Annotated in this window: 12 protein-coding genes; 1 reads left to right on the forward strand and 11 read right to left on the reverse strand. The window is 62.8% G+C overall.

The genetic code is table 11. The features are described 5' to 3' along the window. Positions 1-140: 140 nt before the first annotated feature. Positions 141-1,700: a hypothetical protein gene (locus NKI85_RS28715; protein WP_352779504.1), complete on the forward strand. Its 1,560-nt coding sequence runs from the start codon at positions 141-143 to the stop codon at positions 1,698-1,700. A gap of 159 nt (positions 1,701-1,859) precedes the next feature. Here the strand turns inward: NKI85_RS28715 and NKI85_RS28720 are convergent, their stop codons facing one another. The 11 genes from NKI85_RS28720 to NKI85_RS28770 all read right to left on the reverse strand — a co-directional run bounded on the left by NKI85_RS28720 (position 1,860) and on the right by NKI85_RS28770 (position 17,561). Next, positions 1,860-2,123, reverse strand: coding sequence for a pyocin activator PrtN family protein (locus NKI85_RS28720; RefSeq protein ID WP_352779506.1), 264 nt, complete (start codon positions 2,121-2,123; stop codon positions 1,860-1,862). 1,726 nt (positions 2,124-3,849) lie between these two features. After that, positions 3,850-4,209, reverse strand: coding sequence for a hypothetical protein (locus NKI85_RS28725; protein ID WP_352779508.1), 360 nt, complete (start codon positions 4,207-4,209; stop codon positions 3,850-3,852). Between the two features lie 2 nt (positions 4,210-4,211). Next, on the reverse strand, positions 4,212-6,287 hold the full coding sequence (locus NKI85_RS28730) for an eCIS core domain-containing protein (RefSeq protein WP_352779511.1): 2,076 nt from the start codon (positions 6,285-6,287) through the stop codon (positions 4,212-4,214). Further along, positions 6,281-6,886 carry a hypothetical protein gene (locus NKI85_RS28735; RefSeq protein WP_352779513.1) on the reverse strand — a complete coding sequence of 202 codons (606 nt, stop codon included), beginning with the start codon at positions 6,884-6,886 and terminating at the stop codon, positions 6,281-6,283. Before NKI85_RS28735 ends, NKI85_RS28730 begins: the two co-directional genes overlap by 7 nt. 84 nt (positions 6,887-6,970) lie before the next feature. Next, positions 6,971-9,559, reverse strand: a complete 2,589-nt coding sequence (locus NKI85_RS28740; protein ID WP_352779515.1) for a hypothetical protein — start codon at positions 9,557-9,559, stop codon at positions 6,971-6,973. Between the two features lie 10 nt (positions 9,560-9,569). After that, the gene (locus NKI85_RS28745; protein ID WP_352779518.1) at positions 9,570-11,120 is read right to left on the reverse strand and encodes a phage tail protein; all 1,551 of its coding nucleotides are present in this window, start codon (positions 11,118-11,120) and stop codon (positions 9,570-9,572) included. Then, positions 11,117-13,960, reverse strand: coding sequence for a baseplate J/gp47 family protein (locus tag NKI85_RS28750; protein ID WP_352779520.1), 2,844 nt, complete (start codon positions 13,958-13,960; stop codon positions 11,117-11,119). Before NKI85_RS28750 ends, NKI85_RS28745 begins: the two co-directional genes overlap by 4 nt. Then, entirely contained in the window at positions 13,957-15,180 is a 1,224-nt protein-coding gene (locus NKI85_RS28755; RefSeq protein WP_352779522.1) for a baseplate J/gp47 family protein, read from the reverse strand. The genes NKI85_RS28750 and NKI85_RS28755 overlap by 4 nt, the downstream gene beginning before the upstream one ends. Next, a complete protein-coding gene (locus NKI85_RS28760; RefSeq protein ID WP_352779524.1) occupies positions 15,173-15,613 on the reverse strand; it encodes a GPW/gp25 family protein in 441 nt (146 codons plus the stop codon). Before NKI85_RS28760 ends, NKI85_RS28755 begins: the two co-directional genes overlap by 8 nt. After that, entirely contained in the window at positions 15,610-16,419 is an 810-nt protein-coding gene (locus NKI85_RS28765) for a phage baseplate assembly protein V (RefSeq protein WP_352779526.1), read from the reverse strand. Before NKI85_RS28765 ends, NKI85_RS28760 begins: the two co-directional genes overlap by 4 nt. Then, positions 16,416-17,561, reverse strand: a complete 1,146-nt coding sequence (locus tag NKI85_RS28770) for a phage late control D family protein (protein ID WP_352779529.1) — start codon at positions 17,559-17,561, stop codon at positions 16,416-16,418. Before NKI85_RS28770 ends, NKI85_RS28765 begins: the two co-directional genes overlap by 4 nt.

The following is a 17,561-nucleotide window of genomic DNA, read 5'->3' on the forward strand; positions in this document are numbered from 1 at the left end:
CAACAAGTAGTTATCGTGAGAAAATTGAGGGGCATACGATGGCACATGGATCATATGCCGGTCTGCGCTTTATCTTGGTCGTGATAGCCGCATGCTGGCTTTGCCTGCCTGCTTCCGCTGCCACCCGGTGCGATGACAGGATGACTGATTGGGTGCGGGCGCCCATCGACCAGAACACGAAGAAGAAGCACTACGACGTGGAGGTTGCCTGCGACCTTGTCCTGGAAGCCGATAACGTCGTGCAGAAGCGGATCGTGATCTCTGGGGCAGTGTCTGGCGTGACGATCGATTGCAACGGCGCCACGCTTAACGGGGGCATTGGCAGCCCGAACGACGGCAAGGACATGATCGATATACGGTCCACCCCCTCTGGAACGGATTGGCTACGACCGACCGACATCACGATCCGTGACTGCAACGTGATCGGGTCGATACGCATCCAAGGCATGGGTCAAAATGGCGAAGCAGATGCGGTCAGAGAATCCTCCCAGAAAGACGATGGTCACGTCGGTCGCTTGCGGCGGGCTGCACCCACCCGCATCGTGCTTGACCACTTTACGATCACGTCTACCGAACGGACCGCGCTCTATGTGTCGCCTGGTGTGACCCGTGTCTCGCTGCTCAATTCCGAGTTGAATGGCAATGGCACTCGCGGTGCAATCTACCTGGACGCCGAGTCCGGCTACAACCTGATCAAGGACAACAAGATCCATGTGAAGGTGTTTGATGAGCGGCTCTTTGGCATCAACAGGCTTGGGCCCCAGATCTCGGTCGACACGTCCAGCTACAACCGCATCATCGGGAACCGTTTCTCAGCACTCGAAGGGGGAGGGGTCTGGCTCTACCGAAACTGCGGCTATCGCGGGACCGTCCATCATGGAACGCCGAGCCACAATCAGATCATCAACAACATCTTCTTTTATGACCACTATGATGGCGCCAATCCGTCCGTGCTTCTGGGCGCTCATGGCGACTGGTGGCGGTCGTTTCCTGGCCTTGGCACATGCGATGATGATGACGGGTTTGAGTGGGGGTCGAGCATAAGCAACGACGATCACGCCACCGACAACGTTGTCATGCAGAATCGCATCATCAAGCGGCTGACGCCGCTGATGATCCGGGAGGGCGATAGCTCCAACCGTCCGAACCTCATCGCGCACAACGAAACCGTCGACAGCGCAAGCCCCCGTCGGTCCGGATGCTACATCCGAAACTCCTACAAAGATCTTCTGCTTGACGGCCACAGTTGGGACGTACGTGAAGGTCCGAAAGCCATTCCAGTATGCATGAGCCAGGCCAAAACCTGCAGTGACGGCGAGCTTACATCGACGTCCACCTGTTCATTGCAGGAGAAGGTCACTGTGTGTGCGGTGGATGGTAACAACCAAGGTTGTCAGCGAACCGCGGCGTGTCCTGCTGGCAAGCGAATAGTTTCGGCTCGCGCTGCCTGCACTCTCGAAACAAGCAGCGTGACGTCCGCGCATCTGTCTAACTTGCCGGGTAACGTGCTTGCGGTCATTGAGCGCTCAGACACCGGGTACGACGGGGTCTGCTGGCTCGGAGATACCTCCAGGCGAAGTGGCCAAGCCAAAATCGTTGGTGTGCTCGGGCGCCGGAACGTGGAGATCGGCTGTAAGGAGTATGACGCGAATGGGGGAGACTGCGAGATTCGCGCGACGCTCTACTGCACGTCACCATAGCCACCGCGTTTGCCCCCGTTGCGGAAGAGTGGGCGTCCGAAGCGCTTGGACAAAAAACGGGCGCATTTCGGGAAGGGGCACGAATGCCGGACGGGAGGTAGCATCCTGTCAGTGACCTAGGGAATGCTGAACTCCAAGCGCAAAGAAGCCACGGGCGCGCTAGCTTCGTCGGAAGGCGCGCACTTCAGACAGTGCGATTTCGCGCCGCTTATCGAGGTATGAAGCTAGGTCCTGGAGATGAACGCCTTTGGCACTCTTCTGGCTTCTTTCTGCTTTGGTTAGCGGAAGCTCAATTTCTCCAATGCTCACTTTGCGTAAGAACTTGGTGAGCGTCAGGTGGGAAAAATAATCCTTGCACACGGTCTCAGCGGGGACAATCACGCGTCCCTCATACTGCGCCATGAGCAGGAAGAGGGTGTTCAATTTCTTCGCTCGCAGCCAGCCATTCGGAGGACAATCAACGGGGTTGCAGCGAAGTTCAATTGGAGCAATCGACGCCAAATGGATAGGGCGGCCGTTCAAAGCGTGTGCAAGGAAAGCACGGCGTGCAAGTTCGCAGTGAAAAAAAGTGATTTGTGCGGAGTGACGCCGCAGCATTCTGGCATGGATAACTCATAACCTGAAGGTCACAGGTTCAAATCCTGTCCTCGCAACCAAAATTAGCCCGCAAGTTCAAACGCTTGCGGGCTTTTGATTCCGGTATGCTTGCTTGTCAAGTTTGGTCCGGAATCAAACCGGAAGCACTTTGGAGCAAGCCCTGGCGCCGAATCGGCGGTAAGCTGACGCGATCTGTGGTTCAAACGTTCAAACCGCCTGCCGGGTACGAGAGACCCGGATGCATGGCGAGACCTGATTCCTGAAACTTGTAAGAGCGCGCCGCTGCAGCGGCTTTTGACGTCTCAGTCTGGTAGGATGAAGCGCTTGAGGCCCGACATCACTGGGACGAGAGTGGTCGACCGTCCGGGCACGACAATATTCCATCCTGATATCCAGCACAGGTGCGCTGCGGGTGATCCAGCGACGGAAATCAGCCTCGGCCGTTAAAGGGATGTCATTTCCGGTGCACGGTCACCGGTGGCGATCGAGCCCTGCTGTCAGTCTCGGCCGACCTCAACGAGCGCGAATGGCAGTGGCGCGCGGTACCGCCTTCCGGCCCTTCCCAATTCTCCGCGCACCTCCATGATGGATTGGACGGATAGATTATATCGGCGAAGAGGCGCGCCAAGGCATGCTAGCGATGATTTGCGAGGCCGTATCCGGCTTCGGCCGCGCCACCGACCGAGCACGCGGTAAGACGCCCAAGGCACGAGGTGGGATGAGCGGTTCATAGCGATCTCCGGCGAGAGCGTGGGGATGGTCGGCGTGGCGAAAATGCTCCAGCGGCGCATTGGAACCGCGGCCAGCAAGCTCTCGACAAGGGTCCTCCCCCCAACTGGCTTGTGGGGCTCTCTGCTCTGCTAAACCCGGCGATGCGGGGCATTCGTACCATTTGCTCGGTGTCACCCTGAACGCCATCAGCGAAGACGCCAGATGTCTGCTTGGCTGGAAGCTGGGTCACCGGAGGAGTCCATTGTGGCGACCGCTGAGAACCTGGTCCAACTGGTCTGCTCGATAGCTCGTAAGGGATCGCCTAAGAACGGTGCGCCGCGAAATCGGTAGGCGCAGCGGGTTCAAAATCTAGTTCCGAGAGGGGTGCCGGTTCGATCCCGGCCACCCGCACCATCTTCTCATCAATTGACTTAGTTGACGGAGGCCTGCCTGCCCCCACTACGCAGATCTCTATGGTGCCCGCTACCCGGGTGGGGCTTCGACAAGGATGATTGTGGATCAAAACACTTCGATTACAATTGTCATACATATCAGATACTTGTGCGACGATTTAGGGAAGCTGGGGTCGTTAGGTGGGGCGTGTATCGGGTGACCAGTTGTTTCTTCACGCTTGGGCATGATCGCATTTTCTTAGTGCTCTGACGTCCCGATCAACCGCGGAGTCCGAACGCTTATCTTCTAAGCAACGGATCGGAACGACTGAACGACTCTCTGCGAATCTAGCGGTGCCGCCTTTTTCCCGCGGCAGTTCGCGTCTGGATCTGCAGACAATGAGGATCGATTTGTCTCAGCGATCCAATCAGCGATCCAAGGAGACAGGCTATTCATTGGGGACCTTGCCGGTAATCACCTGTTCGAAGCGGCGAAGTACGTCCTCGACATCAGGCCGCAGGCGCAATCCGCTTTCGAATTCTTCGAAATAGTCAATCGGGCCGCCATAGGCGGGGCCCGATTGTGCGGCGTAGGCCTTGAAATGAATGCCGCTGTATGTGTCCGCCACGACAACCGAAAAGCCGCCATCGCGCTTGGGCAGGGCACCGAGCGCCTCGCCAATCTGACGGCGGAAAAGGCCAACATCGACAGCGTCCTTGACGGTCAGGTCCGGGTTTACCTGCCTCCGGCCGGCAAGCTTTCCGCCTTTTGCATAGGGGTCGTCGATATAGGTGAACCGCATTGCCATGCCTAGTTCTGAACCGCGGGCGCGGCTAAGGCGCCGCCCGTTGCCAGGGACGCTGCGAGCTGGCGCGCCATCTGTGCGAGCACAGTGGTGAGCCCGCCAAGTAGCGCTTCGTCGCCCGGGACTGGATCGAAGACCGCTAGCACCGTAAGGATGGCGGCGACAACCACCGCGGCGACAAGCAGAATTATGCCTACGACGATGAAGACCTTCGTCAGGAACTCGCCAATCGCTTCCAGCGCGGAGCCGATCGCGGAGACGACAGCTGAGACCAGGTCGACCATAGCCAAGGCAACGGCGGCAAGGACAAGCCGCGGCATCTCCATCTTCAGTCTGTTCTTTATCGTATCGATCACATGAGCGAGCGTGATCGCCGGAACGGTCACACAAAGAGACACCAGGATCTCCTTGATCCAGCCGCGCAGGCTGGCGCGGATCGCGTTGCGAACATGCGACAGGAGTATGCTCTTGATGCGGAAGGCGAGCGTCCTGAGGAGGTCGCGCGAGGACCCCGCCACCCGCTGATCGAGCAGCACAGCGATCTGTTCTATCGTGGCGTCGGACAGCGTGGGGATGACGCTGAGCGGCACCCCGAATGCGTCGGCGATCGCCTGCCGGATGGACGTCTCGCTCCATTTGCGCCCCAGCTGCAGCAGCTTGCGCGCGTCGAGTTCCTTCAGAGCATCGTCGAGAGGCCCCGTGATGGCGTCGGCAACGTATTTATCGATCTCACCCTGAACGGAATAGAGGATCGTGTCGATATATGAATCGAACGCCAACGTGTCGCCGCATTCCAACGTTTCGGATGCGCCGCCCGTACACCAGTAGCCGACCGCTCCGGGTGCAACGAGGCGGGCCTTCAGGGTCCTCGCGCGGTCGCCGTCGAATGGACCGATGACGGTCGTCGCGGGCAGCACGCCGTTGAGTTTTGTGAAGGCTGGCTTCGCCGAGCCACTACGGAACGACCGAACTTGACGATCGAACACGTCATCTTCGCCGACAGTCGGGGGATCAGCGGAACAGCGTCCGGTCTTCGTCACCCTGTCCTGGGCCTGGCCGGAACGCCGGATGTAATGTTCGACCTCTTCGACCGCGAGTGTATTAGCCCGGTAGATGGGCTTGATTTCCGCTAGTTCGACCTGACCGGGACCGAGGCGAAAGAGATCCGTGTAGCCTTCATGCGTGCCTGCCGGCTGGCAGCCGGTTGATGCAATCTTGCGCTTCGTCGCGCGCGGCACCTCAAGCTCGTTGAGCACGCCGCTGGTCAGTAGAGCGGCCTGGATCTGTGTGTGGGCGATCAAACCGGCTTGACGTGGCCCGTCATCGTCCTCGTCGATGGAACTCTGCGGCCCACAGCCGCCGGCCCCGCGCGTCGTGGCGCGGCGGATGTCACGTTCGGCATGTCCCTCGCTTACATGCGCGAGTTCATGGGCGAGCAGTTGGCGGCCTGCGCCGGTCCCCGGACGGTATTCGCCGCTCGCAAAGGCGATCGAATTTCCTAGGGCGAAGGCGCGCGCGCCGATCGACGTCGCTGCGGCATCCGCGGCAAGACCATCGTGGAGGCGAACCCGTCCCAGGTCGCGGTTGAAGCGGGGTTCGAAGAATGCCCGTTCGCCGGGTGGCAGCGGCCTGCCGGGTCCAAGGGACCGTACGGTGCTCTCTGCCCCGCCGCGCAGGGTTGCGCCGACCGGGGAGGGCGCCGCGCGGGTGGCATCGGCCTTTCGGCGCCTGTGTTCGTCCTCGGCCTCGCATGTCGCGCATTTGCGGCGCACGGTGTCCCCGCGGTCGTGTTTGTGATCCTCCGCTTCGCAAACCGCACATTTCCGGCGCAGGATCGCACCGACGGAGCGCGACGGCGGGGCAGGCGGCATGCTGCCGGGCGCCGTCGCCGGCATGCGCATAACCCGGTCGGCGACGCAGTCGGCCTCGACCTCCGCCGGATCGCTGACAGCGCCGACGCGCATCTTCGGGAGGATACCCGCGGCCTTGACGCCGGCCGCCAGAGCCGGCGAGATACCGACCAGCGCGGGACCGGCGTAACGAACCCTCGACTTGTGACCTGCGTGGGTCTTGGTCAGCATCTACTCACTTCTCCAGCGCTGTGTCGGTGCAGGACTAGTTGCGGAAATTGTAGGCGCTGGTAAAGCGCTCCTCGGCGTAGGACAGCCAGTTGATGAATGCTGGTCACATTACCACGGGTCAGCCGCACTTCGTAACAGACGAGGCCGTCGAGCCATTCGTTGATGGTCGGATTGGCGCCCTGGCCGTGGGATCCCTGGCCATGTGGAAAGAGCCTGTCGCCCTTCTTCAGGGTTTTATCGAGGAACAGCGTATCCGCCAGGCTTACGAACTTCTCGAACAGCCCCTGCTCCTTCTTGCTGAGAGCGTGAAGGAATGTCGAGCCGAAATGGGCACGACTCAGAGTCGAAAGGGCAAACTTCGTTTCCTCGCCGACCGGCGAATGGCCGGAAAAATGCCCGCGGAAGACATATGGGCGGGTCTCTAAATCGTCGGCGTCGCAGACCGTGCATTTCGGCCGCAATATGGCTGTGGCCGAAGGCGAGGCGCAGCTGCGCAACTTCGAAGGAACCAGAGGATGACGAACGGCCGTCTTTCGCAGCACGGTCCCCGGCAGAAGATCCATCGGTCTGCGCTTCATCATGGCCACGCGCTCGGTCACAATGGGTGTCCCCTTGACTCGGCCCCGCGAAGGTGTGCCGGCAGTGTAGTGTAGACCCGGGTTGGCGGACAGGTGCATGGAGCCTTAGAACACGAAGTTCGCCGCGATGATCTTCTTCTCGGCCTCGGTCGGTTTGAATTTCCTGATGAAATCCGTCATCGACGTTGCCGCAGCCGCCGCCTGCAGGAAGAGCTGCGCGCGCGCAGGGTCGGTGAAGCCGACGTTGACGAGATCGGGATGTATCAGGAACTTGAGATTTCGATTCGGTGGCTTGCCTACATAGACCCATGCCTCGAAGTCGCTCGGCATGCCAAGCCCCGCTTCGGAGAACGCCAGATGGACTTGGGAACCCTTGGGTAGGCCGGGGACAAATCCATCGAGAAGGCCGGCCTTGGTGCCGATAAATCGACCGAGCAGACGGATGCGAAAACGCATGCCCTCCTTGGGTGCGCACGGCTGGGGTTCAGGAAGACCCGCGAACAAATCCCGCAAACTCGGCTCGTTCGGCACGAACGTGATCTGGTTGTTCTGCGCGGCGGCCATGCCGCAGACCACCAACTGCTGGAAATTCATCCCATCATTATATTCGAATTTTGTTGGCCTCTCCGCCGTGATGATGACGACATCGTTGGAAACCGCCTTCTCAGGCAGAACGTCATCGGTGAGGTAGATGTCGAAGCCCATGAGAAATGTCTCGAACGAGACCGGTACGTCGTTTTCAAACGTCGAGCCGTCTTTCCATTTCAGCACGGCCACCGTCGCCAGCTTTGACTTCGTGCGTTCGACAAGTGTCGCGTAGTACCAGAGGCGGCCGGCATCCGCCTGTGGCGGATTGAGCAGCATCGCTCCCACCGAATGAGTGCCCAGCTTCTGCCCGAGTTTCCACCAGGCCGCCACGTAGCCTTTCGCGTCCGAGACGAGCGTGATCGTCTGCCCGGTATTCGCGGGATCGGTGACGCCGGTCAGTTCATCCCCGCTTCCGCTTGGCTCGACAGTGGCGAGTTCGACCTTCGCGCCCGCGACAGGTTTGCCGTCCTGGTCCTCCACGAGAACGGCGATCGGCCCCTTGAGGGTTTCGCCTTCGAAGCCCTCCTGGCCGGTCCCGGCCGACATGCGCAGCGCCCAATGATTGCGACCGCACAGGCGGTCGAGCGCCTCCTGCACCGTTGTCGCACCCTTCAGGTAATCGCAGGCCGTGGTGTAGGATATCTGCGACGCCTTCACATCGCACAGAAGCCGCAACGCCTCGGCGACTGTCGTGACCTTCACGGCCTGCGGGCTGTCGAAGACCGAGGAAGTGCAATCCGGTTTGAACCCGACATCACCGGCATCGAGGCTCGTCAGATCCGGGAAAGACAGTCGGCGCTTGTCGACGGACAACATATCGACGATATGCGTCCCGCCCTTGTGCTGCCCCAGTACGCAATAGTGATGGCGGATGCCGATAGGCAGGTCCGAAAGTGCACGCACCTTATCGCTCGCCGAAGCGCGCGCGCGCATCACCGCCAGCCAGTAATCGCCGGTGAGGATCGCGGCACGCTTCGAGCCTTCATTCAGCCCTGAGAAATCCAGATCGAGGACCAGTTCGGCGAGATTGATACTGCATGCGGCGTTGGCGATGGAACAGTGCCCATGGGCAGTCGGATCGCCACCTTGGACCAGGTCGACGCCTGCGTCGCGCCCGTTGAGCAGCTTGTCCTGAGCCAGGTCGATGCGGGCATAGCCGTCCCACTTCCTAATGCGGTCAAGTGCCGTCGAGGCGCCGGCAAATCCGGCGGCTGTGGAGACGATAAGGCCGCGCGCTGGCCGGTCGGCCATGCCGCCGGCGGGCATGCCCATCAATAGGCCGTGGCCTTCGTTAAAGAACTCCAGCGCCTGGCCGTCCGGCAGCGTATTGGTCGAGGCGGGACGCGGGTACTGGATGGCGCCGTTCTCGGCCGACCACTTTATGGTCACTTCGCTGGCCCAGCCGTCCGCATCGTAAACCACGTCGTGGATCTCCGCGCGGAAAAGCGCATTGCCGACATTGCGTTCCAGGTCGACTGCATCCGCGCAGGGATCGCAGGCGTCCTTGCCGGCCGGTCCGGTTCGCGGGGCCACCGCAAACTTGCCCGTTCCAATCGCTGGCAGCTTGACCGGGTCGGGTGTCAACCCGCGGTCGTCGGCGACCAGCTGATCCTTCGCGCATTGCTTGATCTGGACGCGCAAGCGGCTGACGAAAGCGGTGTGTGCGCCATGGAGGCCGGGATCGGCGAGGTCGGCGTCGTCATGGGCCGTGACCGTTTCTTCCCAGATGTCGGCATAGAGGAAGTCGAGCTTGAGCGCGGGCGGCTCGGGCAGATCCGCCTGACTCTCGTAATTGAACGGCGGTCCCTTTGGCCCGGGCAACGCCAGGGCGGCGACGCCTTCGGCTGTGACCCATCCGCCGTGGGCGGCGAAAGGCGCGGACCAGAGATGATCGACCCCGTCGGTCTCCAGGCAACCGGCCAGCAGGCCCGCGCGGCGTGGAACGCCGGAATAGTAGGCGCGGGCCGCCGAATTCTCTATGCGGATCTTAAGCCGGTCCGTGGAGGCGTTCCAGTCCCGGTCTGTGATCATAGCGCCCTGCTGCAGGTAAACGCCCGAATAGCGCGCGTGCCGCAGATAGGAGTGGTGAGAGATTTCGGCTTTCATGATAGACCTCTCAAGGCGACTTGGTGATCGCCGGCGGCGGACAGAGCAGACGCGCGTCGTACGTCACGACCGGTTCGATGCCGACCGGCAAATACTCGGAAAGCTTCCCGGTTAGCGCAGTCAGGTTGGCGGCATGCCGCCAGGCATGCCCGCATCCCATCTCACCGCCATCCTCGGCCCCGAGAGCAATCGCCGGATCGCAATCGGGTGCGAGCACGGAACAGCCCGGTTCGCCGAAGACGTCCGAAAGGAAGTGTGGCGGTAGCGTCGTCAGCCGGTTCTTCTGCACAGCCGGCGGTTGTATGGCGAGCCAGGCCTCCGGAACGCGGGTGAAGCGAACGCAATCGCCTTGCGACACCACCGCCGTCACCACCGCGCCGGCGAAGATGCAATCGCTGGCGAGGAGGCGGGCCACGCGAGTCCGGCCGAGCACGGTCGTGTACTCGGCAACGAGCAGGCGTTGGCGAATGTCCACCTCGTCGGCGAGCACGTCACGCAGCGTTAGAGTGCCGCCGGTATCGACCGCAGCAATTTCCCTGACTGCACAGCGGCGGAATTCGGTGTCGGCGGCGCCAAGTTTGATTTTTTCGACGAAGCGGAGCTTCTCGAAGCGTGTCGGCGGCGTTCCGGCGAGGTCCACCGCACCTACGATCTCGACGCTGTCGCCGGTCTTGTTGCGCCAGACACGCGCCGCGCCGTCTATGAAGACTTCAATATAGGCGCCGACCGGAGCGGCAACGCCGCCGGTCACGGGATCGTAGGCCGCGACGACATGTGACCAGTCGAAGGCGATCGGCGTCGGCGTAAAGAAGCCCCAGGGTGGCGGGAGATGGACGGTAAAACGCTTGGGGTGGCAGTGGCCCTGATCCGCGCGGGGCGTGCGCAGGTCCACCGCCCGTCTCGATACATCCTCGTAGGAACCGGGGAAGCATGGTGCGCCTGTGTGATTCGTCTGCTTCCACGAGGTATAGGGAGCACGGCGCGACTCCGGCGCGGCCGCCGCAGGGTCATCGGCCGACCAGACACGTCCGTTCCAGCCGAAGCGAGTCCATTGCGCCTCCGGGTCGTCCGCATCGGCTTGGATCGCCCGGGAGGCTAGGCGTAAGTCCGGTGTCACCGGCGACTCCGGCATACCGATTCGCGCGGTCGTTGCTACAAGCCGGAAGCCCTCGCGAAGTTCGCCTTCCACCTGGGCGATGGCTTCGACGATTTCCTCCGCCGCCGGAAGCGTGCCCTTGCGCTGAGCCCAGCGAACGGCCGAGGCCACTTCGTCGCGCTTGCCATCGGGGAAAGGCGAGCGCAGCCGCACGGCGAGCAGCTCGGCGAAGTACGGCACGAGCCATTCCTGACATCTCCTGTCATTGACCGTCGTGTCGGGGAAGGAATCGTCATAGCGCTGGTCGAGCGTGTGGCGGATCTTGTCCAGCACCTCACCGAACGCGTCCAGATAGGCTTTCAGCGGCCGGAGCGCGTTGGAGGCAGGCGATCGATCCCGATCCCGATAGACTTCCGGGAGGAGCGCGTACAACTGGTCGCCGCTGGCGTTCGGATAGGCGCTCACGAGACCACCTCGCGAATGACATCGAGGCCGCTTCCATCTCCGTCAAGATGGACCACCTGACGGTCAGTCGGACGAACAGTCCAGATCTGGTTTCCGGGACCAAGACGGGAGGGCAGGAGAGGATTTCCGCCGACGCTGATCAATGGTTCCACGGCATTTGGAAACAACACCAGTTCGGAGTTCACGATGCCGGCTACTCGTTCGACCACGGCGTATACCTCGGAGCGGAAAAGGGCTTGTCCCGGGGCGCGCCGCTCCAGCGCAAAGGTCGAGAACAGGGCCGCACGCATATCGGCCTCGACCGCCTCCGGATCGAATTCCTTGGGATTGACGCCCATGCGCACGCCCAAGCGCAACGGAACCGCGTCGAAGCGAAACACGCGGAACTGCATGCCGGGCGCGGCGAGGCTCGCCAGCCGTTCCTCCAGCACCCTGCCGAGGTCGCCCAGCGGCGCGCCGGCGGCAGGGACGACGACCACGTCGATCAGTTCGCGGCGGTCGGCGCCTTCCGATACGCGGAAAGCTCTCGCATTCCAGACACCCGGCTGGGTGCGCGCGATATGCTCGAAGTCGACCAGCGCGACGCCGCGGCCGAGCGCCGCGAGGTAGGCCGGTGCGTTGACCCGGATAACTTCGACATCCTCGCCGTCCTGTCCGCCCCAGGTCGGCAGCGGCTGGCGAACGGAATCGACGCCCGGGTGCGGACGCACCGGCTTGGCGAGCCCATCCGACGGGATGTTGTTGCCGCGTGCGCCCGTGCCGACACGGCAAAAGCAAATCACATTGTTCTTGCCGGTGGGCAGCCGACGCCCGTGGAACCCGTCGCCAAACTGGATGCGGACATGTCCGTCCTCCGTTATTCGGGTCTCGTAGTGGGCATCGTCGCTCTCCGAATCGGCGAGAGTCGACACCTCCTCGTACCGGCCGCCGTCGATGTGGACTTCGACGGCGGCACGCACGCCTGCCTCGATCGTCTGGTCGGCGACGAACGACACCTCCCGCTTGGCGATCAGGAACAGTTGGTTGGTCCGCGACGCGTCGCCATTGCCGAGGATGATCCGGGGGAAGGCTTCACCGTGTCCCACCGCGACGGCGTTGGCTCGGATGATCACGTCCGCGACGGTATATCCTTCGAAGGCATCTGGGGGACAGGATAGCGTCACGCGGCGCGTTACGCGATCCAGCTCGACGATGCTCGCCAAAAACGGCAGGCGGTCGGGCGCGGCGATCTCGGGTTCGATCAGCATCGACTTGCCGGCCGTCAACAGGCCGCTAAGCGCGCCGCTGCCCTCGATCACGAGCGCTGACAAGCCGACCCGTCTCGGGTTGCGATCCCAATCGAGAGGCCGCAGTTCCCGGAGGAAGGGACCGGAGAAGAAGGCGATATCCTCGATATGGCTTGGCCGCTCGGTCAGGACGACATAGAACTCGTCGTCGCGCTCAACGATGGATTCGACCGTCAGCACTTCCTTTTGGCGTTTGGCGTCCTCGGCGAGGACAATGTCGCCGCCGCGCAGCTTGCCCGGGCTGCCGGGAACGACGATCGTCGCCGCCGACTTGCGCCGGATCGAGGTCGCCAATTTCTGCTTATTGTCGGGGTCGAAAACCTTGAGCCATGATGCGGTGACGCCCGCCAGCCGCGTGTAACTGTCGTGACTAGCGTCATTCAAGCGCGCTATTTCCAGGACCGGCACGATCTCGCTGGGATCGAGCGAGCCCTTCGCGGTCGTGCCTATCATGCGAAGCTTCGTGTCCCCGTGGGCGTCGACCGCATCGAGCGGGAAGCGCCATTCGTTGCCATTCGCCTTGAATTGCTCGGGAGTGTTGTCCTGTACGGCATAGAATATGGTCCCCGCGGGAATGGACGACCCCGACGGCCGAACCTCGGCGAGGCGGGCGACACCCCGGTCAACCGCGTCGATGAGAGCGAAACCGGATCCGGCCTCGTTCTCCCAGAACACCGTCTGGCCCGCTACAAAGCGATTCGTGTCATCGACGGCAACGGTCTTCGGGCCATTGAGACGTGGCCGCCACACCTTGTCGGGTTCGAGAAGCAACCTCGTGTCGCCGAGGATCCAGGGGTTTGCTTTCGGCGGATCGTCGTTCGGAGCTGGGAAGAGATCGAGGCCGTCGACCTTTTCGACGACGAGCGCCACGGCCGTCGTGTCCTGAACGAGGATGCAGGGCTGTCCGGCCGACACGGCTTGTTCCTCAGGAAGGCGCCATGGCGTGCGAAAGTCCTGCTTCGTCGCGGTACGTGGCATAGGCTCGAACACGTTGGGATTGTGTTTCCAGCCCGCGATGCGTAGCCCGTTCAGGGCGGGGCCGATCTCGATGTCGGACATCGTCTCGAACACCAGCGGCGCGCCGCCTTTCGGCGGCATGTGCTGCAACTGGAACCCGGCTTCGACCGTGCCTGGATCGCCCTTGGCGATCAGCGCCACCACTGTTTGAGCCGAGGCCGGCGGCCGGGGGCGATAGTCGAGCGGCGCGACGAGTCGCTTCAGGTATTCCCATTGCGTCGCCGTTCCGATGAATCCCTCGTTGGCAAAGGCATCGAGATGCTCGGTGAGGATGTGTGCGGCCCGCGCGAATGTGCGGCCGATCTCCCAACCCAGATCCTGCCGCGATCCACCATAGCGCTCAAGCATCCGCGCGCGGCGGGCAGTGTCCGTGCCGGGACCTGGATCGCCAAGCGCGGACCAATCCGGAAAATGGCCGGCCAGCGCCGCGCGCAGCATTTCGAGATGGGAAACGGCAGTGCCATCGATGTATCGGAAGCGCTGCAGGCCCGCCCTGTTCCACCGCGTCAGATCGCGCAGATTGCCGCCGCCGCTCATCCGCTCAGGCCTCCATGCAGCGTCAAGGACAGGTATCCGCGTTCGAGCCGCGCCGGATTGTTGTCGCAGACGGGTATCTCCAGACCGTCGAGCGCGATCCGCCCCGAGGCCGTCTGATCGGGCTGGTCATTGCCGACGCGCTTGAACCGGAACACGCAGACGTTCTCGACACCATCCAGCGCCATTAGCGCGGCGATGATGTCGCTGGCGAAAAGATCGTCTCCGAAGTTCAACCGACCCGGCTCGAATAAGCCGCCAGGGCGGTCGCTGAGCGCCGCCTTGGCGGCGGACTGAACCTCGGATCGGAAATAGTTCGGTCTGACAACGATCGACATGACGAGCGCGATGCCGACGGGTATTGCGTCGTCCAGCACCACCTCGCGGCCAGCCATGCGCATCCGCTCCACGAATGGCGCCAGCACTTGCCGCAACGTCGGATGCATCGACCAATCCGGCAGGGGCATCTCGTTGCGCTTGTTGAAGCGCTCGATCTCCTCGATCAGTTGCTGCCGTTCGAGTCGTTCCTCCTCGTTCGTGGCATCGGCCGGCAGCGGAACGGCGCTGCCCAGTGAGAGACGCGTGTCGAAGGCGACTACGGCGACGAAAATTGTTTCCCACGAACCCGTCCAGAACGACCGCGCCTTGGCCCTGAGCACGAGCGGGTGATCCTCCACGCGCTCGGCGTGGTCGTTGAGGCTGACCATGCGGTGCTGGGTGCGGATGGCACGCGGTCCGGCCCGTCGCGCCTCGTCCATCTCGTATGGATTCTTTGCCCAGAAGTTCTCAAGCGCCGCGAACCTTTCCTCCGGGCGGGCCGGATCCCAACCGATCTGACCCTTGGCGCTGGCCTCTGCGGCCGCATCATAGCCGATCATCGACAGCAACCTGCGCACCGACGAGGGGATGCGGGCCGTTTCGAGATATGCCTCCGCGAAGGCGCGGTCGGCCATGTCCGACAGCTGGTCGAGCACTGTCGCCAGCGCCTCGACAAGGACGACCTCCATGTCGGCGGGCGTCCAGCGCGTTCGTTCGGGATAGCGCGCCGCTAGTTCCTCCAGCATGAACCGCCGGAAACCATCGAAATCGCGCACCCGCAGATCGATATCGTTGCCAGCGTCGAGCAGGGGCAGCGGCAAGATGGTACGGCGCTCGCCGCAGGCCGCACAGCTTCCACTGTCGGCACCGCTGAAATCGAGGACGGGAACGGGTGTGTCAGCCACCGTTTCCTCCCGTGCCGAGCGATGCGCGATAGCGTTCGCGATAGCTTATGGCCGCAAGCGTGTAGCCGATCTCGATGACCAGCCGTTCGGGAAAGTCGGGATCGGCGCCGGCTGAGACGGTGAGGGACTTCGGGTCGACTTCGCCCTGCAGGGCGGGCGCTAGTGCGGCCTGCAGCCGCCGGGTCAGCAATGCGGCCAGGGTCTGGTCGTTGGGCTCGAATACGAGGCGCTGGACGCCCGCTCCGAAATCGGGCCGGAAGATCCGCTCGCCGGGTGCCGTGAAGAGGATCTGCTCTATCTGTTCGCGGACATGTGCCGCGCGGCCGGACGTCGCCGGTCCACCGGGACCCACCCAGAAGGGAAACGACATGTAAGCCACCGATGGCAGTGTCTGAACAACCTTCGTCGGATTCGTTGTCAGCGCCGGGCTCATGCGCTCATAACCTTGGTTGACAGCGACGTCATCTCGCCTTGTGGGATCGGAGGGCCGGACGGCCCCACGCCTGTCGGATGGATGTGTGTCATGAACAAGCTGAGGAAGCTCTGCCCCTTGATCAGGGGTTCGCCGCCCTGCCCGCCAAGCAGGACCTGCTGTCCGTCCACGACGATCTGCTGGCCCCTTACGGTGATGCCGCTGCCCGCCATGTCGATGCTGTTGCCGTTGCTGTCGGTGACCTTCGTTCCCGATGACGACATAACCAGCGTGTTGCCGTTGGTGTCCGACATCGTGATCTCGCCCGCGTTGGCGTCGATCGTCAGCGTCGCGCCGTTCTTGTCGGTGATGGCGAGGGAGCCCTTTTCGTCCAGCAGCAGTTCGGCGCCAGCGCTGTGGTGAAGCGTGACCCGCTCCTCGCCGGACTTGTCCTGGAAGTAGAGCATATGGCCAGACGGTGTCTTGACGAGGCGGGCGGTCGGCTCGGTGTCAACCTCGGTGAGCGCGTCCGCGACGCCCTGCAGGAACGTACCAGTCCAGACCGGATGGGACAGGTTTCCTTCCTCGAACTCGATCCAAATCTGCGCCCCGACCTCCGGCACCATGAAGAAACTCTGCTGTGCCAGACCGCCGAAGGGAAAACACGGCAGCGCCCAGGCCGTCTCCACCTGCCCGGTGATCGAGGGGACGCGCGCCCGCACCCGGCCGACCTTGTTCGGATCCGCATTGTTGGTGACGAAGCCTCGATACTTGCCATAGAAGGTCGCTGCCTGCGCGCGCGTGGCCTGGGAGACAAGATCGTTCACCACAGCGCTCCGAGGATCGCGTCAAGCACGCCGCCGCCCGCTGCGCCGTCGTCGCCGCGGGCGTTGCGCGACAAGCCGAATGTCTGGCGGTAGCCGGTAGTAGAGAAGCTGTGGGCGACGCGATCGACGTAATACCGTCCACTCCATTCGAAGCCCGCCCCATCCACCACGACGGTCCTACCGACCTGTAGGACGTGGCCGTAGAGTGCGCCGTCCAGCTCGCCGGTGGCGGTCACCCGCATGGCGGCCTCGTTCACGCGTGCCTGCGCGAGGATCTTCGCCGCGTTCTTGTCAGGCGTGGTGGCCCTGCCGAACCGCCAGTCATTGGCGCCAGCGGCGGAGCCCTCGCCAGTCGCGGGCCTGAGGCCCAGCAGTTCGAGGTCAGGCCGGACCGTGATGGTTTCGACCGCATCACCCTCGGTGGCAGCGAGGTCGACGCTGATCGAATCGGGGTTGTGCGCGTCCTCCTGCGGTTCGAAGGACAGGCAGTTCGTCTTCCTCCCGGCGTAGACGAGTATAGGCGCCTGCGGCTCTCCCGCGAGCTGCATCGGCCCAAAATAGACGAAGCCGCCGCGCACGTAGACTTCGTAGCCGTTGGCGTTCGCCCTCTCGCGCAGGAAGGCCATGTCTGAGCTGTTCTGCATCGGCTGGATGCCCGCCTGGCCCTGGCCATTCTCCGGCGACGGCGCGAGGCCGTGCGCTGCGCATATCTGCGCGACGATGGCGCCGTCGGTGGTCGGCGCCTCGTTCTCCCACAGCTTGCAGGCGTGGTTGCGATCGAGGGGAAGCGTGTCGTCCCGACAGGTGTAGACGACACGCGCCTGGCCACGATCGCCCGGATAGGAAGGGTTGATCTGCGAGATGAAGCCGCGGAAGGCCTCGTCTGATTCCGTGCCGAAGATCGCGTCGATGACGACCTTGGCGCCGACTGCAATACCGGCCTCGTCCTGCACCCTCCATGAGCCTCGCTCGTCGACCGGCGCCGCCAGCACAATGCGCGCTGTCGAGGGGATCTCGCGGGAGTTGTTGACTGTCACATCGGTCACGAGCGGATAGAGGTCGGTGATCTCTGCGTCGTCAATCAGGATCCGGCAGCCGGCCGGCTGGCGATGGGCAGCGCTCGACATCGCCCAGTCAAACAT

Source organism: Mesorhizobium sp. M0571 (genome assembly GCF_040320985.1).
In the GTDB taxonomy this organism is placed as follows: domain Bacteria; phylum Pseudomonadota; class Alphaproteobacteria; order Rhizobiales; family Rhizobiaceae; genus Mesorhizobium.